Annotated in this window: 15 protein-coding genes; 10 read left to right on the top strand and 5 right to left on the bottom strand. The window is 68.2% G+C overall.

All coding sequences use genetic code 11. The annotated features are described in order from the left end of the window. From AL2_RS40195 to AL2_RS33065, 3 genes are all read right to left on the bottom strand, one after another. The coding region (locus AL2_RS40195; protein ID WP_157438522.1) for a DUF397 domain-containing protein at nucleotides 1-120 on the bottom strand (120 nt) is incomplete at its 3' end. Nucleotides 121-301: 181 nt separating this feature from the next. After that, nucleotides 302-490, bottom strand: a complete 189-nt coding sequence (locus AL2_RS36910; protein WP_083947147.1) for a DUF397 domain-containing protein — start codon at nucleotides 488-490, stop codon at nucleotides 302-304. Then, the gene (locus tag AL2_RS33065) at nucleotides 480-1,367 is read right to left on the bottom strand and encodes a helix-turn-helix domain-containing protein (protein WP_067640706.1); all 888 of its coding nucleotides are present in this window, start codon (nucleotides 1,365-1,367) and stop codon (nucleotides 480-482) included. The genes AL2_RS36910 and AL2_RS33065 overlap by 11 nt, the downstream gene beginning before the upstream one ends. Before the next feature lie 844 nt (nucleotides 1,368-2,211). Here AL2_RS33065 and AL2_RS33060 point away from each other — a divergent pair. From AL2_RS33060 to AL2_RS33050, 3 genes are all read left to right on the top strand, one after another. Further along, nucleotides 2,212-4,197, top strand: coding sequence for an ATP-binding protein (locus AL2_RS33060; RefSeq protein WP_067640704.1), 1,986 nt, complete (start codon nucleotides 2,212-2,214; stop codon nucleotides 4,195-4,197). 227 nt (nucleotides 4,198-4,424) lie between these two features. Beyond that, nucleotides 4,425-5,279, top strand: a complete 855-nt coding sequence (locus AL2_RS33055) for a hypothetical protein (protein ID WP_157438521.1) — start codon at nucleotides 4,425-4,427, stop codon at nucleotides 5,277-5,279. Then, on the top strand, nucleotides 5,264-8,779 hold the full coding sequence (locus AL2_RS33050) for a DEAD/DEAH box helicase (protein ID WP_067640702.1): 3,516 nt from the start codon (nucleotides 5,264-5,266) through the stop codon (nucleotides 8,777-8,779). The genes AL2_RS33055 and AL2_RS33050 overlap by 16 nt, the downstream gene beginning before the upstream one ends. 326 nt (nucleotides 8,780-9,105) lie before the next feature. On the opposite strand, the gene AL2_RS33045 is transcribed toward AL2_RS33050, so the two are convergent. Then, entirely contained in the window at nucleotides 9,106-9,549 is a 444-nt protein-coding gene (locus AL2_RS33045) for a hypothetical protein (protein WP_067640700.1), read from the bottom strand. Then, nucleotides 9,546-11,138 carry a hypothetical protein gene (locus AL2_RS33040; protein ID WP_067640697.1) on the bottom strand — a complete coding sequence of 531 codons (1,593 nt, stop codon included), beginning with the start codon at nucleotides 11,136-11,138 and terminating at the stop codon, nucleotides 9,546-9,548. Before AL2_RS33040 ends, AL2_RS33045 begins: the two co-directional genes overlap by 4 nt. Before the next feature lie 447 nt (nucleotides 11,139-11,585). On the opposite strand from AL2_RS33040, the gene AL2_RS33030 reads away from it, so the two are divergent. The 7 genes from AL2_RS33030 to AL2_RS33000 all read left to right on the top strand — a co-directional run bounded on the left by AL2_RS33030 (nucleotide 11,586) and on the right by AL2_RS33000 (nucleotide 23,685). Then, a complete protein-coding gene (locus tag AL2_RS33030; protein ID WP_083947146.1) occupies nucleotides 11,586-12,719 on the top strand; it encodes a hypothetical protein in 1,134 nt (377 codons plus the stop codon). A gap of 175 nt (nucleotides 12,720-12,894) precedes the next feature. Beyond that, complete coding sequence (locus AL2_RS37845; RefSeq protein ID WP_067640692.1) at nucleotides 12,895-13,131, top strand: ATP-binding protein; 237 nt, start codon at nucleotides 12,895-12,897, stop codon at nucleotides 13,129-13,131. A gap of 194 nt (nucleotides 13,132-13,325) precedes the next feature. Continuing rightward, a complete protein-coding gene (locus tag AL2_RS33020) occupies nucleotides 13,326-13,886 on the top strand; it encodes an SUKH-4 family immunity protein (RefSeq protein ID WP_067640689.1) in 561 nt (186 codons plus the stop codon). A gap of 79 nt (nucleotides 13,887-13,965) precedes the next feature. Next, on the top strand, nucleotides 13,966-17,613 hold the full coding sequence (locus AL2_RS33015) for a DUF6079 family protein (protein WP_067640687.1): 3,648 nt from the start codon (nucleotides 13,966-13,968) through the stop codon (nucleotides 17,611-17,613). After that, entirely contained in the window at nucleotides 17,610-20,249 is a 2,640-nt protein-coding gene (gene pglZ, locus AL2_RS33010) for a BREX-2 system phosphatase PglZ (RefSeq protein ID WP_067640685.1), read from the top strand. The genes AL2_RS33015 and pglZ overlap by 4 nt, the downstream gene beginning before the upstream one ends. Then, the gene (gene brxD / locus AL2_RS33005; protein ID WP_067640683.1) at nucleotides 20,249-21,598 is read left to right on the top strand and encodes a BREX system ATP-binding protein BrxD; all 1,350 of its coding nucleotides are present in this window, start codon (nucleotides 20,249-20,251) and stop codon (nucleotides 21,596-21,598) included. The genes pglZ and brxD overlap by 1 nt, the downstream gene beginning before the upstream one ends. Next, nucleotides 21,598-23,685: a DEAD/DEAH box helicase gene (locus tag AL2_RS33000; RefSeq protein WP_067640681.1), complete on the top strand. Its 2,088-nt coding sequence runs from the start codon at nucleotides 21,598-21,600 to the stop codon at nucleotides 23,683-23,685. The genes brxD and AL2_RS33000 overlap by 1 nt, the downstream gene beginning before the upstream one ends. Nucleotides 23,686-23,769: the final 84 nt, after the last annotated feature.

Genomic DNA, 23,769 nt, shown 5'->3' with positions numbered 1-23,769 from the left:
GAGAGCCTTGGAGTCGCGGACGCCTATGGCTTGGCGGTCTGTCGTCAATGTTACTTCTATGCAGTGGCCCCTTGCCTCGCTACGACGCGCCTTGCGCCAGGAGAGGTATTTTTCTTGCATCTATGGGTTTCCTCCTGGTCGGTCCCAGTTGTCTGCCATAGATAATAGCCGGAGGTCTTCGCATCTGCTGACCCTGCTAAAGCGCAGGTCGCTGCAAACTTTGGGAGATCCTGCAGCGACCTGCGCCTTGCCGGTGAGCACTGATGGTGCTAGTTATGGCGACGCGATCAGTTGCGTCCCATCAAGTCGATCGGATTGAGTTGAGCAGGGCAGCCCATTCCGAGCGGGTGAACTCCAGGATTGGTCCCCTGCCCTGGGCCTTGGTGTCGCGGACACCGATCATGCCCGCAGCAGACCGCCCTACCTCCACGCACGAGGCACCGGGATCACTGTGACCTGACTTGCGCCAGCGAGTGTACTTATCCGCCATACGGGGGTCCTACCTTGTCGGCTAGACGGCTGGCAGCCTCGGTCAGGATCGCAAGACTGTCCTGGGGGGCGAGCGCTGCTTGGGCGAGGTACTCGTACCTCTTTCTATACCGTTTCACCTCACGGGGGTCGGTGTGAACCAGATCTGTGGTGAGCGTCTCGACGACGGCCAACGGAGGGTCGGACTGCTCAGGGAACGTGTAGAGCGAGAACGTCACCTTGGGAAGGAGCGCTTCGGCAAGGTAGGCGTCCACGGGCAGTACCCGGACGGTGAGCCGGGGCTCTGCCGCTACCTTCTCGACCAAGTGACACAGCTGTGCCGACATGATGGACGGGGCCACATTGAGGCGGCGAGTCACTATCTCATCGATGATGAACTCGTAGGTGGGGCCGTCCGGGCGAAGGATCGTCTCCAAGCGCTGTAGCCGTGCCTGGGCCATCCTGTCTGGTCGGAAGTCGAGCGGGCCATCGTTCTTCGCCAACTCGGTGAGGGCGTTCGTGAGTTCCGGTGTCTGGAGGATGCCAGGGATCGAGCTGAGATTGAACTCGCGGATCGTGCCGGCTCCGGCCTCGATGTCGGCGTAAAGCCGCTGGCGAGGCCCCATGGTGTCTCCGTAGCGGTCCCACCAACCCTTGGTGGCCGCCTGGTTGGCGAGGCGAATGATCTCCAACGTTTGAGCGTCCGGGATTTCGAGCGTGTCGAGGATCTTGACGACATCGCCGACGTCGGGGCGGCCGTGGGCGTTCTCCAGGCGGCTGATCTTCATGCGCGAGTAGTGGATGCGCTTGGCGAGTTCGTCCGCCATCATGCCGCGCTCCTCGCGGAGCTTGCGGAGTTCGGCCGCCAGACGCTGGCGTCGTACGTACGGGCTGACCATGCTGACCCCCGGAAGGCAGGACCGTGACCATGTCATTACCGTGTGTACACGATGCGTCCGACGCTCGGCAGCGAAATGGACGGCTGGTCAGCCCGAACAAGGTGACAATTCTGTATCGAACACGTCCGGCGAGCTTTAGAAAGAGCGGGTCGCACGTGCATGGCATGAACGTTCATTAGCCACGACGTCCAATGCTTCTATGCACAGACCGTCCAACCTGACGTCGTCCCAAGAGCGCCCTGGCTTCGATACCCTTCGTCCCTAGCGCGACACTCACATCCCCCTGGGCGCGAGTCGGTCCGCTGTGTTTGCCTTGCCGCCCTCATGCGTCGGTGCCGAACCCCGTCATGCCGCGACCAACGCTGGCCACCATGCACACCGCTCCCGGTTGTCCGCCCAAGCCCGCCAGCGCGGCTCGCCCGCCGCGAGACTCGCCTCGCCGGGCCGCGCCCCACACTTCCGAGATCGCCGTGCTACTTGTACCTCGCCCAGCGGAGAGGACGCCTTTGCATTCGACCAGTCCCGGGTCCACGGCCGCCGCCCCGCGCTTCTGTGGCACCTTGTCCGGTCCATGAGCCGACCCTAGCCGTCTGGGTCGTCGCCGCCCTGTCACCCTGACCCACCTGCGCCGACGATGCCCGACCAGCGGAACCCAGGCTGAGGACGATGACGGGCGCCGCCTGGCCGACATCACCAACCATCGCTGCCGCGGCTGTGCGGCTCGACCCCATCCTCACGCGTGTGCTCAGTCCATCACGTCTCCGGAGTTACACCGTTGATCGTGTAGACCCCTCAAGGCCGTGCCCACATGACCGGCTTTACATCTTGCGCGTAGGCTGCCAGCGTGGCAGAGCTCATCCTCCAGGCCAGCAACGATCTCGTGGCGCGGATCGCTCACGAGAGCGATCCGGTACGTGCTGTTGTGGAGCTCGTGTGGAACGCTGTCGACGGCGAAGCCAAGACCGTAACGGTCGAGTTGAAGCGCAATGCCATGGGGGCAATACAGGCCGTCCAGGTGACGGACGATGGCCATGGCATCAGCTCCGACGAGATTGAGGTAACGTTCGGAAGGATCGGCGGCTCATGGAAGCAGCGCAGCTTGAAGTCAAAGAACGGTCTGCGCTACCTGCATGGGAAGCTCGGGCAGGGTAGATCGCGAGCTTTCGCGCTCGGCTCACGAGTTGAGTGGTCCAGCATCAGCGACAACGCTGCCGGCGAGCGGCAAGAGGTAGTGATTTCCGGAAGCCGGGACAACCGTGACCGCTTCGAATGGGATGTGGCTCCGTCTGCGGCCACTTCGACCGGCACGACGGTCACTGCCTACAACGACAGGCAGCACCCACCTACGGCACTGGAGACAGTCGCCACCGTCCCGACCCTCCGGTCGCACTTCGCGCCGGTGCTGCTCAACGATTCATCACTAACGATCACTTTTGACGGGTCCGCCCTGGATCCCCAACAGGAGATTGCATCCGACACACCGATTCCGGTGCGGTTCGGCGAGGCTGAGGCGCAGGAAGCCATCATCAGGATCATCGAGTGGCGCTCTGGCAGACACCGGGCTGTCTACTTCGGCCCGGACGACGACCACTTTCCCCACGAGGAGTCGGGCAACGACTTTGAAGGCCAGTTCACCTACTCCGCGTATGTGACCTGGCCCGGACTCGGGCAGGACGAGCTCGCCATGCTCGGACTGCGCGATATGGCCCCCGACGACGTCGGTGAACTCTGGAGGGTGGCGCGTCGGACCATACAAGAGCATTTCGCCGTCCGGCGACGGGAGCACCGCCGTGAGCAGGTCCAGCGGTGGAAGGACTCCGGCGTCTACCCCTACGACGGTGAGCCAGCCAGCGACCCGGAACGCGCAGAGCGCGCCGTCTTCGACGTAGTCTCCGGAACGCTGGTCCAGCACATCTCGCGGAGCAAGAGGGATGCTAGGCTCACCCTCGCCCTACTGCGAGACGCAATCCGACACGATCCTGGAAAGCTCACAACGATCCTGCATGAAGTCGTCTCCCTCAGCGAGGCCGACCTCGAGACCCTAACGCGACTACTCAGCGAGACCACCCTGTCGGCGATCATTCGCTCGGCCAATCTCGTCGCCAACCGTCACAAATTCCTGGCAGGTCTTGAGCACCTGCTGTTCGACCCCGATGACTCTGGGCAGGTAGGCGAACGCGACCACCTTCACAAAATCCTTGAACACGAACTCTGGGTGTTCGGTGAGGGCTACCACCTCATGAGCAGCGAACGCGGTTTGACCGAACTCGTCCGAACTCATCTGAGGCTGGAAGGTCTGCCAACCAGGGACGTCACGCCAGTCAAGCGCTGGGATGGCACCAGCGGACGCGTCGATCTACATCTCGCGGCGCAGTATAAGGAGCACGACCGCATCCGGCACCTGGTCGTCGAGCTTAAGGCGCCCGGTGTAACGCTCACACAGGCCGAGCTCAATCAGGTCGAGGGCTATGCCAATACAGTGCGCACGGCCGCTGCGTTCGCGAGCAATCGCGCCTGGTGGGACTTCATCCTCGTCGGAGTGGACTACGACGACCTTGTTGACGATCGTGTCCACGCCGATCACCAGGAGACCGGTCAGTTCCTCGCGCCAGCTCCTAAACCTGGACGACCCCAGGTTCGGGCTTTCGTACGCCGTTGGCGTGATCTTCTCGATGAGAACAAACGCCGCTTGGATTTCATGACTTCCGCGCTTGAGCACGATCCGTCCATCATGGAGGGGCTTGACTACGTGCGGCAGGAGTATCGAGACTTGCTACCGGTACCACTTCTCGACATGACGGGTGAAACCCAGCAAGTCGCCGACTCTTAATCTGTGGCTTGGGACCTGCAAGTAGCGCTCCACCGCCGGTGGCGTCCGTGCAGGTGGTGTATGAGCGGGCCACCTCGTGATCTGTCGGCTAGCTAAACACTAATTTCTGTGAAGAGGGCCTACTTCCCATGGTAGTTCATTCTCCCGACTCAATTGATCAGTCTCCGGAGAAGCGAATTGAATCGCTTGACCGCAGTGATATTGTTGCGGGTTCTCCTGCTGTTCAAGTGACGATGGCGGATCTCCTCGCCATTTCCCAGCGGCCGGAGACCGCGGGCTGTTCTTACATGTTCGGAGGACTTCAGGCTACCGACGACGAGCTCCAAACGGCTGCTGAGATTCTCGCAGACGAGGCGATGCGATTGCGATGCGGCAACTCCCCTGTGCTGGCCAAATGGCGGGCACGACGCAACAGGGCTGAAGTGGCCACTAACACCGATGATCCCGAACGTCGTGAGATCGAGGTGTTCGTGGCCCCAGTGTTCGGGCTGCCGGACGGCGGCAAGACAGAGTTGAACAAACTTACGGACCACATCCAGGGATTCGTGGCTGAACTCCTGTGGAACCGCATCATCCAGGATCGCGTCCAGTGCCTTGACGGCCGAACCTTGATGCACACCGAAGAGATCAAGGGTGATCCGACCGGGACTGGTGGGGACGGCTTCGTAGTGTACGAGATCGCAGATGGTACCTTGGTCTTTCGGCTCTGGGAGATCAAGAAGCACGTCTCGAAGTCTCCGATCTCTGCAACGATCAAGCGGGCCGCTGACCAACTCTCCGAGCATGGGGCCCGGTACCTGGCGATGCTTACCGGGCCAGGGAGCAAGCATGAAGGGGCCCTGGGGCAGTTGTACGGCGAACTGGTGAGGTTGTGGCTGGAGGCATCACCCCGTGCTGGCATCGGAGTATCGGTAGCGACCTCGGCCGCGTATGCGCCTGACTCTCACCCTACATTTACTAACGTTGCACCAGTTTTTCCGCAGTTCCCGGCCGAAGGGCAACGGGAAGCGCTTCTGGTCGCCGTGAGCGACTTTGCCGCGTTCGCTGAGCGGGTGAGGGGGATCGTGTGGACGGGGCTCTGAATCTGGGACTGTTGGCCGGTGCGCTCGGCGGCCAACAGGGTCTTCCAACGCCGGAAGAGCTTCAGCGTCGGCTGGGCGACGCTGAAGTTCAACTGTTCCGTCGGCAGACCACGATGCCTGACGATCTTCTGGAAACTGCCTGGTACCTGCACGCGATCGCCTCAGTCGATCAAGTCCAGCAGGTTTACCCCGTAGCCCAGCAGCGGCAGGCGTTTGCAGTGAGCGCTCATGTTTTCGACTTGGCGCTCGCCGACCTGAGATGGGAGCGGACTGAGCGGCTCATCATGGGGTTCGCTGCAGCGATCGGGTACCGGCGCGGTGACCGGGACCCCAACGCGACCGCAGTCATGCGTCGCCTGCGGGACGATATCTCCGTCAAGCCACCCGCACTCCAACACTTCGACAGCCTTGCCGTAGAGGCCGGGCTTGCATTGATCGGATTCGAGACCAAGACCCTGTTCGCCTGGTTCGCCTCTTGGCGGCGTCAACTGCAGGAACTCTCTCAACTAGTCGAGCTTCCCGATTTGTCTACCACCGGATATGGCACGACTCATGCGGTGATCCTCGGCGGCGAAGATCTACTGCACTACTTGGCCCGAGGCGACGGCGAGCGGCTCGCCCGCGCCAGAGAGCGGCTACTGGCGGCAACACTTGGCCATTGGGGCCCCGGGGAGCTGGCCGCGCGGTGGGTCGCCTCCCATCTGCTGGCTCTCGCCGACGAAGCCGCCACCGGGTCTGTATGGAGTCCAAACCTCCTGCCGCCCGACGTTCCCAATGCGGTACGGCACGCCTTCACGCTCGGGAGCCCGCCAGTGCTGACTCTGTGGAGCCCGCAGCAGCAATTACTGACCTCCGACCCCTCTCCGTTCAGCCCGCAGGTACGGCGCATGGTGTTGTCGGTACCAACCAGCGGCGGGAAAACGCTTGTCTCGCAACTGCTTGCATTGGCATATCTCGAGACGAGTAGTAAGAGTGTGTGTTACGTCGCGCCCACACGTAGCCTATGCCGCGAAGTCCGACGGAGCATGGCCGGCCGACTTAGGATTCTGCAGAAGGAGACCGGACCCGACCGACCTGACTTCCCCTCCGCCGATCCGATTCTGGGACAAGGTGGGAGCATTTGGGATGCTTTGATCGCTGAGATCGGGGCAGAAGAACTGCCCGACGTCGAGGTAATGACACCCGAGCGGCTCCAGCACCTGCTCCGTCACGATGCCGAAGCCGTCTTGGGCCGGTTCGGCATGTTCATCTTCGATGAAGCACAGTTGATCAGGGAAGCCTCACGAGGATTCACCCTGGAAGCGACCATCGCCTACCTGCACCATCGCACACAGGACACCGAACACCGGATCATTCTGCTGTCGGCCGCGATGGGAAACGCGGCGCAGATCGCCCGCTGGATCGATCCCCACGGGCCCGCCACGGTTTTTGAGTCCCAATGGCGGGGACCGCGGCGACTGCACGCGATCTTCGCCAGCGAGCCCCTGTGGAACGAGAGAAGGTGGGAACGGAGCCGCGGAAACTTTCCCTACCGAGTGTTCCATCCGATCAAGGGGACCGTCAGGCTGCGGCTGTCAGACGGACAGACGGTCATGCTTGCGATCCGCGAGCCGGTCGGAACGCTTGCTCGCAAGGCCATCACACCTGATCAAACCACGGGCACGAAGAGAGATCCCTCCAAATCTGACCCGAACTACGTCGTTGCCGCGAGGATGATCGAGTTGCTCGGTCACGCTGGCACTGCGCTAGTGGTCGCTGCGACGCGAATGACCGCACAACGAATCGCCCGCACTCTGGCTGGGCGCCTGCCCGAGCATCAGGCAGCGTTTCCCCTTGCTGACTTCGTGCGGACTCAGTTGGGCGAGACCCATCCACTGGTGGACATGCTCCGGCATGGCGTGGGCTTCCACCATGCAGGGTTGCCGATCGAAGTTCTTGAGGCATTGGAAGACGCTCTGCGGGCGGACATACTCCCGTTTCTGACCTGTACCTCGACGTTGACCGACGGAATCAACCTTCCGGTCCACACAGTTGTGATCTACGACGAGAACTATCAGGGGATGCCGCAAGAGTTGCGCCTGAAGGGTCCTCGCCTCGTCAATGCGGCCGGTCGGGCGGGACGTGCGGGTAAGGAGACCGAGGGCTGGATCGTGCTAGTACGAGCCGATCGGCCATCGGAAGCCGACTTCGCTGCCCTGACGCCTTCAGCCGACGAACTCATCGTCTCCTCTGTGATGACCGACGAGCAGGTCTTCGAGGAGATCGTGGCTTTAGAAGCGGCAGCTCGAGCCGAGCAGGACGCTGTCTTGCGCGCCGCTGGCAAGCCTGCAGCCGAGTTCGTCGCCTTCATTTGGTTCTACCTAGCCGACGCCGAGACCCGCGGCATTGCCCCGGCCGACGCGGACCTGGAGGCCCTCACCGGTGACCTGCTTGCCGAGCCACCTTACTCGGTCGCGATGGCGTCACTGGCGCGGCGCGTACGTAACCTCTACGAGCACACCGATCCCGCGGCCCGCCGGCGTTGGCCGCGAGCTGGCACCAGTATCGGATCGGCCCAGAAGATCGACATGCTCGCCAAGCGGGTGGCCGACACTGTCCTTCAGACGGACCCCGCCGAAGCGGAGTCCCTTCAGCAGGCGAACGTGGCTGTGCTGGTCCTTGCCGTGATGGGCGTGCTGGACGATCTTCTCGCTCTTCCGGAGAATAACACCCAGTGGCGGTTCCGGGTGACTCAGAACGGCGACGACATCACCGTCCATCCTCATGAGGTACTGGTGGACTGGCTGCAAGGCATGACGTATGCCGCGCTAGCGGAGAAACACCTTGGACGCGTCCAGGAGGGCGGTCGGCGCATTGAGGAGATGGTCGACGCGGTCACAAGCCACTTCGAACATTTCCTGGCTTGGACGGTCGGCGCTCTCGTAGAGCTGGTCACTGCCTTCCTTATCAACGCTGAGAGCGAGCGCCGGCTGTGCCCAGAGCTCGGCCCCTACATTCGGTACGGCGTAGACGACCGCCGGGCACTGGCGCTGATGCTAAGTGGCCTGCGATCGCGGCGACTTGCCCACGAAATCGCGCGGCAGATGCCCGACCGGCTCTCCATAGGAGAGAACGACCCACGCAGTTGGCTCGCCTCGATGAGCTTGACCGACTGGCGGGAGCGCTTCAATACCTCCGCATCAGAAATGCTTGACCTGCTGGACCTCACCCGAACCCGCGGTCGAAACCTCCTGCGTATTCTTTTGGAGAATGGGAACACTAGTATCGATGTGGACCCCACAATCCCAGGTGCGGAGGTTGAAGGCAGCTTTTTTACACTTGCGCCACTCCCGGACCATCCGGATCCGGCGCCTATCGGCTTGTTCTCCGGAGAGTCCCTTGCCGCGCTCGTCCGATCCACCGATCATGCCGACATTTCCATGATTCTGGACAGCGGGCTGGAGTTGGCGCTGAGCTTGGAGGGGGCCACACTGCACATCTCAATGCCAGCGGAAACCTGATAGATCCAGGTTCAGCGCCTGCCCGAAAGCAGAACCACCTGGAATGGGATTCATGCCGACGGGCTTACCGTCGAGGACATGACCTGAAAGTGTACCCGGCCATGTCCCTATCGGACGGAACTCTGCTTCTGTTGCATGCCTCCCTGCAGGGAGGCATTGACAAGTCACTGCCCGAAAGTCCGGAGCAGAACCCATGATGCTCCGCAAGCCGACCTGATGAAAATTGGCCGCGCCCCAGTGCTGAAGCTGCTGTGCTAGTCAAGCACTTGAGGCGCAGCTGAGACCTCGTCGGGGCAAGATACCCGGGCGCCGGCGGATTGGCTGCATTAGCTTGCTTGGGCCAGCCACTCGTTCGCAAGGTTGCGGGAAGTGGCAAGGAGATCGTCTAGTTCGGATTCGGAGTAGTCGGCATCGGCTGCCAAGCCGCCAAGGAGGAGGAAGCAGTGTTGTCCTCGCACCTCCGGACCGATGTCATCGATCTCTTCATCGGTAAAAGTCGCGAGCAGAAGACGCTCCGCGACGCGGGGATCTAGGTCAGCAGCCAACCGCTCCGACCGTGCTCTTAGATTTCCGACGAACTCTACGACGTCCGTCCTGGTGCTGCTCTCCGTGAACCGTCGCTCTGCTGCGGTGAAGAACGTTGCAGAGATCAGCGCACCGTTGCTTGGGCTGGTGGTGGGGTCAAGCCCCGCTCGGAGTTGTTCGTAGCCCTCGACGTCCCCTGACAGCAAGTGACGCATCGCCTTGATCTGGTCTGCGGTAACTCTCATTCAGTCTTCTCTTCTCTGATCTTCCTCACGCCCCAGCGCGTGAGTTCAGCCAGAACAATACCCGTAGCGAGCAAGGAAGACGCCATACTGCCGGCGTCGATCCCGGATTGAGGTGGATTGGATATGACTGGCCCGTCGTTTGCCCTGGTCACAGCTTGTCCTGGTGGATGTGGCCCGAAGGCGTCAGCGATGGTCTTTGAATAGTTCTTCGCCTGCTTGTCGATCCTGCTGTAATCCTGGTACGCCGCTTGCCGGAACTTGTCGGCTCGAGACTTCTTCTCCGGATTACCTTCGGCCAGCTTCTCGCCGGTCGGGAGGTCCTCGATGCGGTCTACGCCGTCAGTCCATTCTCCGTCTGCTTCTCTGACGGTGCGCTTGAAGTCTTCCTTCTCTCCTTCGGCATTGTCGGTGTCGGGCCGAAAGGGGTCAATCTTCTCTCTGATCGCATTATCGTCCAGGCGAGAGGTCGGGGCTTCCGGCTGCCCCTCGGCATTCCTATCACGGTTCTCGACCCGGGTGCCGGGGGTTCCCTCCCCGAACTGGACGACCGGGGACGCCCAGCGTGTGACGCCTTCTTCCGGCTCCATCGGCCAGGCCATCCCATTTCCAGTTATGCCGGACTGTTCGGACGACTCGGCGGGTGTGAATTGTCCGTCTGCGGTCCGCCGCGTGTCGCCTTCGCTGGGCGGCTGGACGTCAGAGCTGCCTTCTGGCTGCCCGGCGGGAACGGGTCCGGGCACGTCCTGGGATGCCTGTTCCTGAAGGCCGGGCTGACTGTCGGCTTGAAGGATCTGCCCGGCCGGGATCTCCGAGCCGGGGCCGCCGGTGCCGGAGAGGTGGCCGTCCTGCTGCGGTAGCTGCGGGTGGTCGCGGCTTTCAGGCCGGTCGCGCTCGTCGAGTGGCTGCGGGGGAGTCTCTCCGGCGTCCTGATTGCCCGAGTTCTGGGCGCGCTGGTCTTCGCCGGGGCCGTCCGGACGTCCCGCCTGGTCGGCCTCCGGTTCGGCGTCACGGGGGTCCGGCGAGTCCTCAGCGGCCTCTGCTTCGGCCGGTGGATCCGGTTCCTCGACGGCGTCCTCGTCGGAGAGGGGTTCGGCTTCCCCGTCCTGGTCGCTGCCGGACTGTCCGGCATCGGTTTCGGGCGGGAGTTCGCCGGTCTCGGCTGCGCCGAGCTGCGCTTCGGACTCGTCCGGCCGCAGTTCCTCGTCGGCCTCGGGCTCTGGGCGCGCGGCGTCGCGTTCGCCGAGTCCGGTACTGGACTCGCGGGCTTCGTCGGCTGCCTCGGTCTCCTCCGGGCCCTCCTGGTCGTTCTGCTGCTCGCCGGTGGGCTCGGCCGGGGAGGACTCGACCGCTTCCTCATCCGGGGCTTCGGGCGGCTCGGTGCCGTTCTCCGGTGCGGCCGTCCGCTGGCGCTCCTGCTCGGCCGCGCGGGCGGCCTGATATTCGCGGGCCGCGCGCAGGCTGTCCAGCCGGGACGGCTGGCCGGGCTGCCCAGGCCGGTCGGGCGGCGGTGCCGGCGGCCGATCCGGGCCCTGCGGGTGCTCGGCGTCCTCCGTACGGGTGTCGGTCCGGCCGGACTGCTCGATACTCACGCCCTCGGTCCTTCCGCCGGCAGACCAATCCGGTGTCCGCCGCCACCTGACGGCGGACTTATCGCCCGTTTCACTTCATGTCGGACACGCGCTCGGTGGGCGTGCGGGGGCGGCCTCCGGAGGCGTCGCCGTCCATGTAAGCGCGAACGTCCAAGATTTGCACGTTCAGTTCCCGAACGTGCACGCTGCGATCATCCGAGTCGACGGCTCGGGTAGGGAACGGGATGGTCGTCCGCCGGGAAAAGGTGGAACCGCGCAGCATTCGGTGTGGGGCGACGCCGCGATCCAAGGAATCCGCAAGCGCGGGGCAGCGGGTCTTGCCGCGAAAGCAAGGGTCGGGACCGGCCGACCGTGCTCGGGAGAATCACTCGGCTCAGGAAGAACGGGTACCGGCCGGGGCGTGCCGGTAGCGTGCGGGCTCGGAAACCGGCTACGGGGAGGGCGAGCATGGATCAGCTGGCGCGGGCGGGAGACCTCAAGGGTGAGCTGGTGAGCTTCGCCATGTCCGACCGCTTCGGCGGTGTCCTGAAAGAGTTGGTCCTGGACGCCTTCCCGGACGGCGTCGTCAACGACGAAGGGGTCTTCGCGGCCGTCGTCGAGGACTTCCTGTTCACCTACCGGCTCCCGAGCGGCTCCCGGGTGGTGGAGCGGTTCGTCGCAGAGAACCGTGACCTGGACGAGAAGGACAAGGCCCTGGTCCTTGGCTGGCTCGACAACGTGCAGGGCATGTTCGAGATCATGGAGCCGTACGGCGACGACGGCGTCATCGCCTTCAACCACGTGGACGAGCTCACCTACCGCGTCCGCTCCAACATGGGACCGGAGGGCGTCGAGGCGCTCACTCCCGGGACGATCGCCATCGGCGGGATCGTGCCCGTGGGCGACGAGTGGATGATCAGCGGTACGCCGATGGCCTTCGCCGCCGACCAGGCCGACGACGTCCTGGCCGGGCTCCCCGAGATCGTGATGCGGTATCCGGCGCGCGTCTTCCGCAACCCCGAGAAGCTCGCCCAGGCACGCGAGTTGCAGGACGAGCAGCGCCGCGCCTTCATCGACCTGTACGGCGGTGACCTGACCGTCGTCTCCGGCGACGAGGTCCACAAGACGCTGATGGCCTTCTACCGCCATGCCTACGAGCTGGCCGGCAGCAAGGCGGGACCGTGGACCGAGCCGGACCTGCCGCCGTTGCCCGAGGAATGGACGGACGCGGACAGCGTCGCGCTCATCTACGACGCCGAGGACGGCCTCGGCTTCTACATCGACTACGCCGTCGCCCAGCAGGCATTCGCCGAACCCGATCTCATCCGGCGTCGGATCTACCGCGAGGTCGTCTCCGCCTACCTGCGCGAGGAGGGGATCGGCCCCGTCCCGATCCGTCGTCTGGTGGCCGAAGCCGGTCCCGAAGCCGCCAGCCGGGTGTTCCAGAAGCTGCTGAAGAAGCCGCGCTTCTCCTGGGAACGCGACGGCGAGGCCCTGCTCCGCAAGTACAAGGCCGACTGGTACGCCAACCCGCCGCTGCCCCGCGTGACGCCGACCTCGCCTGCGCTCACCCGGCGGTTCCAGGACGCGAACCGTCAGTGAGCCGGAGGGCGTTCCGCTCGTGAACGTGCGGGCCGTGCAAGCCCAACCGGGCGACGTGCGCGCCGCAGGCGTGCGAATCGGCGGGCTGACGTGGGATTTTCCGTGTGATCGCCGGTGCGTGGTGTGACGATGAACACGCACGATGACGAACCGGCCACTACGCGCTGAGGAACCCATGTCCCATCCGATTCCCATCCTGCCCGCTCCCGCTACCGCGCAGCGCTGGCGGCGCGCCTTCCCCGGCGAGCTCGTCCAGGCCCGCGCCGCCCGCCGCTTCACCGCGATGCTGCTGGACGGCTGCCCGCTGCTCGACGAGGTGCTCCTCGCCGTCGACGAACTCGTGGTGAACGCCCTGCGGCACACGAAGTCCGGCCAGCCCGGTGGGACCTTCACCGTCGAGGTCACCCGCTGAGACGCCGCGGTCGCCGTCGCCGTCACCGACGAGGGCGCCCCGTCCGAGCCCGCCGTCACCGACGCCGACGACGACGCCGAGTCCGGGCGCGGCCTGCGGACCGTGTCCCTGATGGCCGCCGGCTGGGGCTGGTTCGGCAACGACCGCTCCCGCGCTGTCGCCGCCGTCTTCGGCACGACCCTGGGCGAGGCGGCGTGAGCGGCCACGACCCGCGCGATTGGACGGTCGCCCGGGTGCGGTCGGCGATGACCTCCGCCATGCGCGCCGACCCGCACGGCATCGACCGTCTCGTCCTGGCGAACAGCACCGCGCTCGACCCGTACAGCGCCGCCTTCGTCCGGACGGCCCGGACACTGACGCTGGCGACGTCGGCGGCGCTCACCACCATCCTCACCGCCCACCGCTACGGGCGCGACGCCCGCGACCGGGTGGCCTGCCTGGCCTGCGGCCTCGACCGCTGCCGGACGGTCCGCAACGTCTCCGACGTCCTCGCCGCCTACGGCCTGCGGACCAACCCGGTCGACCGCGCGGAAGCCTGGCGCCGTGCCGACGCCTGGTACACCCGCACGGCCGGCCACCCGGTTCCGCTCTCCGTCGAGTCCTTCGACGCGGGCTTCATCGTCCGGCCCGCGACGCTGCCGTCCGACAACATCCTCGTCATCGACCGCCACACCGGCACCTTCACCGAATGGCCCCCGCTGGACACCGACACCCTGGCGAGCAAGTACCGCGACTACCAACGCGGGACCCTATGACCGCTCGTTCGCGGTGGCCGTTCGCCATCACCTCGCGCGGCGCGCGATACTGTGCCGAGTTCTGTGCGGGGAAGGGCCGATGACGAAGCTGCTGCGCGATCTGATCGACATCCCGGAGCGGGTGCACGCCGGGGACCTGGTGCTCAAGCTGACCGCCGGGATCGCCGATCACCATACGGTGACCGAATACGTCGCCACGCCGCAGCTCGCCGAGTCGTTCGACCGGGCGCTCGGCATCGTGCAGTCGGCCGTGGAGACGGGCACGTCGCACGCCGCCTACATCGACGGGTCGTTCGGGTCCGGCAAGAGCCACTTCATGGCGATGCTGCACGCGCTGATCCAGCAGGACCCCGACGCCCGCAGCAAGGAACTGCTGCGGCCCGTCGTCGACAAGCACGACGGCTGGCTGCGGGGCCGCAAGATCCTGCTGGTTCCCTACCACTTGAGCGGGTCGACGACGCTGGCGTCGGCGGTGCTCGGCGACTACGTCAAGTACGTCGCCGAACTCCACCCGGAGGCGTCCCCGGCGCCGGTGTACCGGGACGACCTGCTGCTGGAGAACGCGCGGGCGCTGCGGGCGTCGATGGGGGACGAGTCGTTCCTCGCCGGGCTCCCGGCGGCCGAGGACGACGAGTGGGGCGCCTCCGCATGGACGGCCGAGACGCTCGACGCCGCGTTGAACGCGCCGCACGGCGACCTCAAGCGGCAGAACCTCGTCTCCGACCTGCTCGCCACGCACCTCGCCGCCTACCGGCAGGCCGTCAGCGGCGACGCCGACGCCTTCGTCCCGCTGGACGAGGGGCTCGCGATCATCAGCCGGCACGCCAAGGAGGTCCTCGGCTACGACGCCCTCATCCTCCTGCTGGACGAGCTGGTCCTGTGGCTGAACACCCACCTCGCCAAGCCCGCGTTCGTCGCCGAGCAGGCCAGCATGGTCGCCAAGCTCGTCGAATCGGCCGACTGGCGGCGCCCCGCGCCGATCGTCAGCTTCGTGCCGCGCCAGCGCGACCTGCGCGAACTCGTGGGCCGGGACGTGGCGGGCGCGCAGCAGACCTCGCTGTTCGACACGCTCAAGCACTGGGACGGCCGGTTCGACTTCATCCGGCTCGCGGACGCGAACCTGCCCGAGGTCGTCCGGCAGCGGTTGCTGCGGCCGAAGGACGAACAGGCCAGGGCCGAGATCGAGGCCGGGTTCGAGCGGATCACCCGGACGCAGGCGCAGGTGTGGGAGGCGCTGCTCGACTCGCAGGGCGGCGGCACCGACCAGGCCGCGTTCCGGTCGGTGTACCCGTTCAGCCCTGCGTTCCTGCACACGATGGTCGACATCTCCAGCGCCCTCCAGCGGGAGCGGACGGCGCTGAAGCTGATGCTGCAGCTGCTGGTCGACCACCGCGACATCCTCCCCGCCGGGCAGCTCGTCCCGCTCGGCGCGATCTTCGACGTGCTGCTGACCGGCGGCGTCGACCCGTTCAGCGACAAGCTGCGCTCGGAGTTCGACCAGGCGAAGTCCTTCTATATGCAGCGGCTGCGGCCCTGGCTGCTCGCCCGGCACCGGCTGGACGAGGACGCGGCCGCGAAGCTGCCGCCGGTGCACGCCTTCCGGGCCGACGACCTGGTCGTCAAGACGCTGATGCTGAAGGCGCTCGTGCCGAACGTCCCGGCCCTGAAGACGGTCAACCCGGGGCGCCTCGCCGCGCTCAACCACGGCTCGATCCCGTCCATGCTGCCGGGGCGCCAAGGCGAGGTCGTGCACAAGACGCTGCGCGACCTGGCCGGCGAGTTCGGGGAGATCCGCCTGCAGGGCGAGGGCAACCCGACCGTGGACGTCGCACTGATCGGCGTCGACACCAAGAGCATTCTCGACAAGGTCCGCAACGTCGATGACGACGCGGCCAAGCGGCGCCTGCTCAAAGAGATCCTTTGGAAGGAGCTGGAGGCGGGCGACAGCGACCCGTTCGTCAGCCGCCGCACCATCACCTGGCGCGGCACCTCCCGCGTCGTCGAGCTCGTGTTCGCCAACGTCGCCGATCCGAAGACGTCGTCCGACGTGTTCGCGGCCGAAGAGCCGGGCGCGCTGCGCGTCATCGTCGACTATCCCTTCGACGACGTCTTCGGCCCCGCCGAGGACCGCAACCGCGTCGAGGAACTGCGCGCCGATCCGCGCCGGGCGAACCTGTCCACGCTGTGCTGGCTGCCGTCGTTCCTGTCCGCCGACCGCCTCGCCGACCTCGGCGAACTCGTCGTCATCCGGCACGTCCTCGAACGCGACCGGCTGCGGGAGAACACCCCGCTGATGACCGACGAGGACCGCTACCACGCCCGCACCCAGCTGGAAAGCCGCCGCAACGCCCTCGGGACCCGGCTCAAGGACGTCCTGAAGAAGGCGTACGGGCTCGCCGCCCACGACGACGCCGACATCGGGCAGCAGATCGACCAGCACATCATGGGCATGGACGCCGCCGTCGACATCCGGCCGCCCGCCGCGCTCGGGTTCGGCGCGGCGCTGGAGCACATCTGCGGCAAGCTCCTCGACCACCGCTACCCCGGGCACCCGAACTTCGCGCCGTCCGGCAAGCAGAGCCCCTACCGGCTCAAGGACCTCCAGGTCGCGCTCGGGGCCATCGAGCAGGCGATGGAGAACGACGTCCGGCGGCACGAACCGCCGCGCGCCGACATCCCCGTCATCCGCCGCATCGTCAACCCCCTGGACCTCGGCGCGATGGGGGAGGCCGCGCTCGTCCTGAACGACAACTGGCCGATGACGCTGGACCGGCACGCGGCGGCGGCGGGCGCGGCGTCCGGGGACGTCACCGTGGCGCAGGTCCGCGGCTGGATCCTGGAGGAGCAGCCCGGCCTGCCCCCGGACATGACCAACCTGGTCGTCTGCGCGTACGCGCTGATGCGTGCGCGGGCGTGGGTGCGGGGCGGGCAGATCGTCCCGCAGCCGGACGTGAAGAACATCCCCGGCGACTATGTGCTGCGGCCGCAGGAGCTTCCTTCGCCGGAGGAGTTCGAGACCGCGGGCAAGCGCGCCCACGACGTTTTCCAGGCGACCCGCCCGGCGGTGCGCAGTCCCCGGTCGGTGCACGCGCTGGCCGACCAGGTGCGCCGCGCCGCCAGTCTGCGCCTCCCGCACACCGCTGCGCTGGTGACCGAACTGGAGCGGCACGCCGACCTGCTCGGCCTGGCGGACGGCGACCGGCTGCCGCTGGCCCGCACCGCGCACCGCCTCGCCGAGTCGCTCGTCGGCCAGGACGACACGCCGCTGCTGCGCGCGCTCGCCGGGTTCGACCTCGGGGACGTCCAGCCGGTCGCGCTCGGCGTCACGCTGCGCGAGGCGCAGCCGCTCTCCGAGGCGCTCGCGGGCGCCGACTGGCCGCTGCTGAACCGGCTGCCGGACCTTGCCGCGGGCGGCGGCGACAGGGCCGAACCGGCACAGCTCATCATGGGCCGGCTGCGTGATGTGGCCCGTCGCGACGAGCAGGCCGCCCGGCTGGCGCCCGCGATCACCGACGCCAAGCGGGCCACGGTCGCCCTCCTCATGGACGACCCGCCCCCGCCCCCGCCCCCGCCCCCGCCGCCTCCGCCTCCGCCGCCCCCGGCACGCGTCTCGGGCGAGGCGCAGATCCTCGCTGAGGGGCTGGACCAGGTCGTCGAGCGCATCCGCCGGGACATGGCGAAACTCCCGGACGCCGAGTTCCAGATCACCTGGCGGAGCCTCCAGTGACGGGAGCCGCGGCGGCCCCGGCGCGGCGGGCCGCTCCGGTCGCCACCCCCGGGATCGTGTCCGCGGAGATCCGGCGTGCCAGGCGCCGCCACCCGGACGGCGGCACGCTGTTCCTGCGCGCCGCCCCGCAGTGGCACGGCCCCGGCTCCTTCGACGTCGACGGGGCGAGCGTCCAGGTCGTGCCGTGCGGGACGCTGCTCGCCGTCCTCGACGCCGTGTCGGCCAAGCACACCGACTACCTGGTGGTGCTGTCGCCCTCCGAACGGCGCGACCTCGGCGACTCCCTGCTCGCGCACGCGATCGGCCAGGACATCGTCGCCGTCAACCGCTGGGACCTGGTGCGGCACGCCTTCGGCGCGAAAACGCTCGACCCGCGCCTCACCGCGCCCGGCAACGGCTGGGTGTCGGACGCGCTGCTCGAAACGCAGCCGGACGGCGGATGGCCGAAGGTCAAAGGCGCGCTGCTCGACCACGACACCGCTCTCGGCGCCGTCGCCTCGGCGCGGCTCGGCACCGGCGGCGCCACCGACGCCGCGAGCCTGCTGGAATGGGCCGAGGACATCGCCGCCGTGTCCCGCTTCACCGCGCTCGCCGAGCAGGAGCAGACCGGCATCGCCGACTGGCTCGCCCGCACCGCCGGCCCCGTCGCGGACGTGCTGTTCCGGCTCGTCCGCGCCGGGCACGCCACCGACGCCGCCGCCGCCGGTCTCGTCGCCGGGATCCTGTTCGGCCGCAGGGAGCGGCGGCAGGCGGTGCTGGCCGCGCGGGTGCGCGCCGAGCGGCTGTTCGGCGGGGCGCTGCCCGCCGAGCCCGCACTGACCGCGTTCGCCGAGGCGTGCGAATCGCTGCTGCTGCGCCGGATCGAAGCCGACCCGCTCTGGGCCGACGCGGTCCTGCGGCGGGCCCAGGATCTGCTCGACGAACTGCAGGCCGGCGACCTCGCCGGGGCGAGCCGCGTCCTGGAGGCCGGATACCGGCTGCGGCTGCGGGCACTGACCGACGCCGTCGCGGCGGCGGTGCCCGACCCGCTGCCCGCCGACGTGGCGGAGGTGGACCGGGCGCTCGCCGGCCTCACCGACCACCATCTGCACCGCGCCCGCGCCGAGGACACCGGGGCCGCCGAGATGGCGGCGCGCCTCGTCCGGTGGCTGGCGCGCGATCCCGAACCGGCCGGGTCGCTCCGCGAGCACGTCGACCGGTATGTGCGCGACGGCTCCTGGGTGGATCGCGCCGTCACCGATGTGCGCGACGGCGGTGACGGCGCCTACGGCGGGCTGCTCGACGCCGTGCAGGCCCGCCGGGACGCGGGCGACCGGGAATTCGCCCGGCGGCTCGCCGCGTGGAGCGGCGTCTCCGGCGGCGCCGAAGAACTCGTCCTGGTGGAGAACCTGCTCGAGGCGATCGCCCGCCCCGTCGCGGCGCGGGCCGCCCCGCTGATCGTCGTCGTGGACGGGATGACCGCCGCGATCGCCGGCGCGGTCACCGCCGAGATCACCGGTGCCGGCCGGTGGACGGAGACGGGCCGGCGCGCGCAGGGACGCGAGGGCGCCCTGGCCACCGTCCCCTCCATCACCGCGTTCTCCCGCACGACGCTGCTCAGCGGAGAGCTGCGGGCCGGGCAGCAGGCCGACGAGGAACGCGGATTCCGTGACTTCTGGGGCACCCGCACGACACGGCTGTTCCACAAGGCCGACGTGAGGGACGGCCTCAGCGGCGAGGTGAAGGCGGCCGTCGCCGACCGGGGAACCGTCGTCGGCGTCGTCCTCAACGCCGTGGACGACAGCCTCGACAAAGGGCGCGCCGACGGGCGCGCCGACTGGCACCCGAGCGGCATCGCCGGCCTCGACCGGCTGCTGGAGGCGGCCTGGCGCGCGGGCCGCCCCGTCGTCCTCACCTCCGACCACGGCCACGTCCTGGACCGCGGCGACGCCGCGATCACCGTGCGCGCGGAGGCGGCCCGGTACCGGACCGGAGAGCCCGGCGACGGCGAGGTCACCGTGACCGGCCGCCGGGTGCTCGCGCCCGGCGGCGCCGTCGTCGTGCCGTGGAACACCCGCATCCGCTACAACGCCCGCAAGGGCGGCTACCACGGCGGCGTCTCCCTCGCCGAGATGATCGTGCCGATCGTGGTGCTCGTCCCGACCGAACGGCTGGTCCCGGACGGGTGGGAAACCTACGCCCCGGCCATGCACGAACCCGTGTGGTGGACCGCCTTCACCGCTCCCCGGCAGGCCGAGGCACCGAAGCCCGCCAAGAAACGCGCCGAAGAGCCGCTGTTCGACGTCCCGGCCTCCGGCGGGCTGCCCGAGGCCGACCAGGCGGACGGCATCGGCGCGCTGGTCGTCGCGTCCGAGCTGTTCGCCGCGCAGCGCGAGCAGCACCCCCGGCCGCCCGTCGAGGACGCGGGCCTCACCGCGCTGCTCGACGCGCTCGCCGGAGCCGGCGGGAAACTGCCGCTCCCGGTCGCCGCCCAGCGCGCCGGGCAGCTGCCCGCACGCATGCGCGGATACGTTTCGACGGTGATCAAGCTCCTCAACGTCGACGGGTACCAGGTTCTCGCCGTCACCGACGGCGACCGCACCGTCGCGCTCGACCTCCCGCTGCTGCGCGAGCAGTTCCTCGGAGGCGGCGGCTGATGGCGGCGGTGAGCGCCGCCCGGCGCCGCGAGGTCGTGGACGCGCTGCGCCGCGGCACCGTCCCGCAGGCGGGCCTCGACCTGTTCGCGGTGGGCCTCGGGCGTTTCGAGACCGCCATCGACGACGAACTCGCCACGGCGGTGTCCGGCGGCGCGGTGTTCAAAGCGGTACGCGGCGAGTACGGGTCCGGCAAGACCTTCTTCGCCCGCTGGCTCGCCGAACGCGCCAAGCGGCGCGGCATGGCCGCCGCCGAGATCCAGATCTCCGAGACCGAGACGCCGCTGCACCGCCTCGAAACCGTCTACCGGCGGCTCGTCGAACGGCTGACCACCGCCTCCTACCCGCCGAGCGCGCTCCGCGACGTCGTGGAGGCATGGTTCTTCACCCTGGAGGAGGAGGTGCTCGCGGCGGGCACCGTCCCGGTCACGCGGGACGGGCAGCCCGAACTGGCGGCGCTCTCCGCCGGGGTGGACGAACTGATGGAGCAGCGGCTCGCGGACGTCGCCCGCACCACCCCGCTCTTCGCGTCCGCGCTGCGCGGCTACCGGAAGGCGCGCCTCGCCGATGACCACGCCACTGCCGAGGCGCTGCTCGCGTGGGTGGCCGGGCAGCCGAACGTCGGCGCGTCCGCCAAGCACGCCGCCGGCATCAAAGGTTCCCTCGACCACTTCGGCGCGCTCGGTTTCCTGCAAGGGCTGCTGACCGTGCTGCGGGACTGCGGCCATCCGGGGCTGCTGGTCGTCCTCGACGAGATCGAGACGCTTCAGCGGGTGCGGTCCGACGTGCGGGAGAAGGCGCTCAACGCGCTGCGGCAGCTCATCGACGAGGTGGACGGCGGACGCTTCCCCGGCCTGTTCCTCGTCATCACAGGGACGCCCGCGTTCTTCGACGGGCGGCAAGGCGCCCAGCGGCTGCCGCCGCTCGCGCAGCGGCTCGCCACAGACTTCTCCACCGACCCGCGCTTCGACTCGCCGCGCGCCGTCCAGCTCCGACTCGGCGGATTCGACCTGCCCAAGCTGGTGGAACTCGGCGGTACCGTCCGTGATCTGTTCGCCTCCGGCGCGCGCCGCCCCGACCGGGTCGCCGCCCTCGTCGACGACGCCTACATCTGCGAACTCGCCAAGGCCGTCACCGGCGGCCTGGGCGGTCAGGTCGGCGTCGCACCCCGCGTCTTCCTGCGCAAACTCGTGGCCGATGTCCTCGACCGCGTCGACTACGTGGACGGCTTCGACCCGCGCCGCGACTACCACCTGACGCTGACCTCGTCCGAACTGAGCGAGGTCGAACGCAACGCCGCCGCTTCTACCGCCCGTGCCGGCAGCGCGGACGAGGTGGAGCTCGACCTGTGATGGACGGCCTGCACCCGTCCCTGGCGCACCACATCGTCAACGTGCTGGGCTGGCCGTCGCTGCGCCCGCTCCAGGAAGCGGCGCTGGATCCGGTCCTCGACGGCTCGGACGCGTTGCTGCTCGCGCCGACCGCCGGAGGCAAGACCGAAGCAGCGGTGTTCCCGCTGCTGTCGGCGATGGCCGCGCAGAACTGGACGGGTCTGTCGATCGTCTACGTGTGCCCCCTGAAAGCGCTGCTCAACAACCTGCTGCCCCGGCTGGAGACATACGCCGCCTGGCTCGGGCGGCGCGTCGCGCTGTGGCATGGCGACGTCTCCCAGCCGCGCCGCCGGCGCATCATCGCCGACCCGCCCGACATCCTGCTGACCACACCCGAGTCGCTGGAATCGATGCTGGTCAGCGTGAAGGTCGACCACGACCGGCTGTTCAAGGGGCTGCATGCCGTCGTCGTGGACGAGGTGCACGCGTTCGCCGGCGACGACCGCGGCTGGCACCTGATCGCCGTGCTGGAACGGCTCACCCGCATCGCGGGACGGCCCCTCCAGCGCATCGGCCTGTCGGCCACCGTCGGCAACCCCGGCGACCTGCTGGCCTGGCTCCAGGGGTCGGGGACGCACCGTCCACGCCGGGTCGTCGCCCCCGAGACCGGCCCGGCCGCCGAACCCCACGTCGAACTCGACCACGTCGGCTCCGTCGAGAACGCCGCCAAGGTGATCTCTGCGCTGCACCGGGGCGAGAAACGACTCGTCTTCTGCGACTCGCGCCGGATCGTCGAGCAGCTCGGCGCCGCGCTGCGCGCCCTCGGCGTCACCACCTTCCTGTCCCACGCGTCCCTCTCCCTCGACGAGCGGCGCCGCGCGGAAGAGGCGTTCGCGGAGGCGCGCGACTGCGTCATCGTCGCCACCTCCACCCTTGAACTCGGCATCGACGTCGGCGACCTCGACCGCGTCATCCAGATCAACTCGCCGCCCACCGTCGCGGCGTTCCTGCAGCGGCTCGGCCGCGCGGGCCGCCGGCCCGGCACCCGCCGCAACTGCCTGTTCCTCGCCCTCGACCGTGAGGACGCCCTGCGCGCCGCCGCGCTCCTGTTGCAATGGAGCCGCGGGTTCGTCGAGCCCGTCGCCCCGCCCCCCGAACCGCGGCACATCGTCGCCCAGCAGCTTCTCGCCCTCTGCCTGCAGGAAAACCAGGTGGGGGAGAAGCTATGGCCGGAATGGTGGGGCGGGCTCGACCCGTTCGGCGCATCGGCGGCACCCATCGCCCGCCACCTCGCGGAACAGGGATACCTCGACTCCGACGGCGGCATGCTCTTCATCGGTCCCGAGGCGGAGAGACGCTTCGGCCGTATCCACTTCCGCGACCTCACCGCCGTCTTCACGGCCGCGCCCGAGTTCACCGTTCTCAGCGGACGCACCGAGGTCGGCCGCGCCGACCCCATGCTCCTCACCGAGCGCGTCGTGGGGCCGCGCCTGCTGCTTCTCGGCGGCTACAGCTGGCGCGTCACCTGGATCGACTGGAAACGCCGCCGCTGCCACGTCGAGCCCGCCGACGGCGGAGGCAAGGCCGGCTGGATCGGCACCGGGACCGGCCTGGTGTCCTTCGAGCTGGCACGCGCCGCCCGCGACGTCCTCCTCGGAGACGACCCGCCCGTCGCGCTGACCCGTCGCGCGACCACCGCCCTCGCCGCCGTCCGCGACGACATGGACTTCTCCGTCCATCCCGGCGGGACGGTGATCAGTCGCAGCCCGTCCGGCGACCTGCGCTGGTGGACATGGGCGGGCGACCGCGCGAACGCCACCCTCAAGGCGACCCTGGGCGACCTCGCGGACCAGTCGCAGCGCATCGACCCCGGCCACATCCGGCTCCGCGGGGACTTGCGCCCGGACGGCTGGCGCTCCGCCGTGCGGGAACTGGCGGACCATCTCGTCCTGCCCGACGTGGACGACCGTGCGGTGCACGGGCTCAAGTTCTCCGCCGCCCTGCCCCGCCACCTGGCCGAGGCGACCCTGGCCGCCCGCCTCGCCGACCTCGACCACGCGGCGCTGGCCCTCACCGAACCGCACCGGTTCCTGGCATCGATCGAGTAGACGGCAAGGGCATGGCTGCGGGCGCGAGTAATCCGACCTCGCAGCATCCGTTCCGTCGGGCGAAGGGGGCCGTGTGCCGCTGCG

The sequence above is a fragment of the Actinomadura latina NBRC 106108 genome (genome assembly GCF_001552195.1).
GTDB classification, from domain to species: Bacteria; Actinomycetota; Actinomycetes; order Streptosporangiales; family Streptosporangiaceae; genus Spirillospora; species Spirillospora latina.
This window is presented reverse-complemented; position numbering and strand designations above follow the sequence as displayed.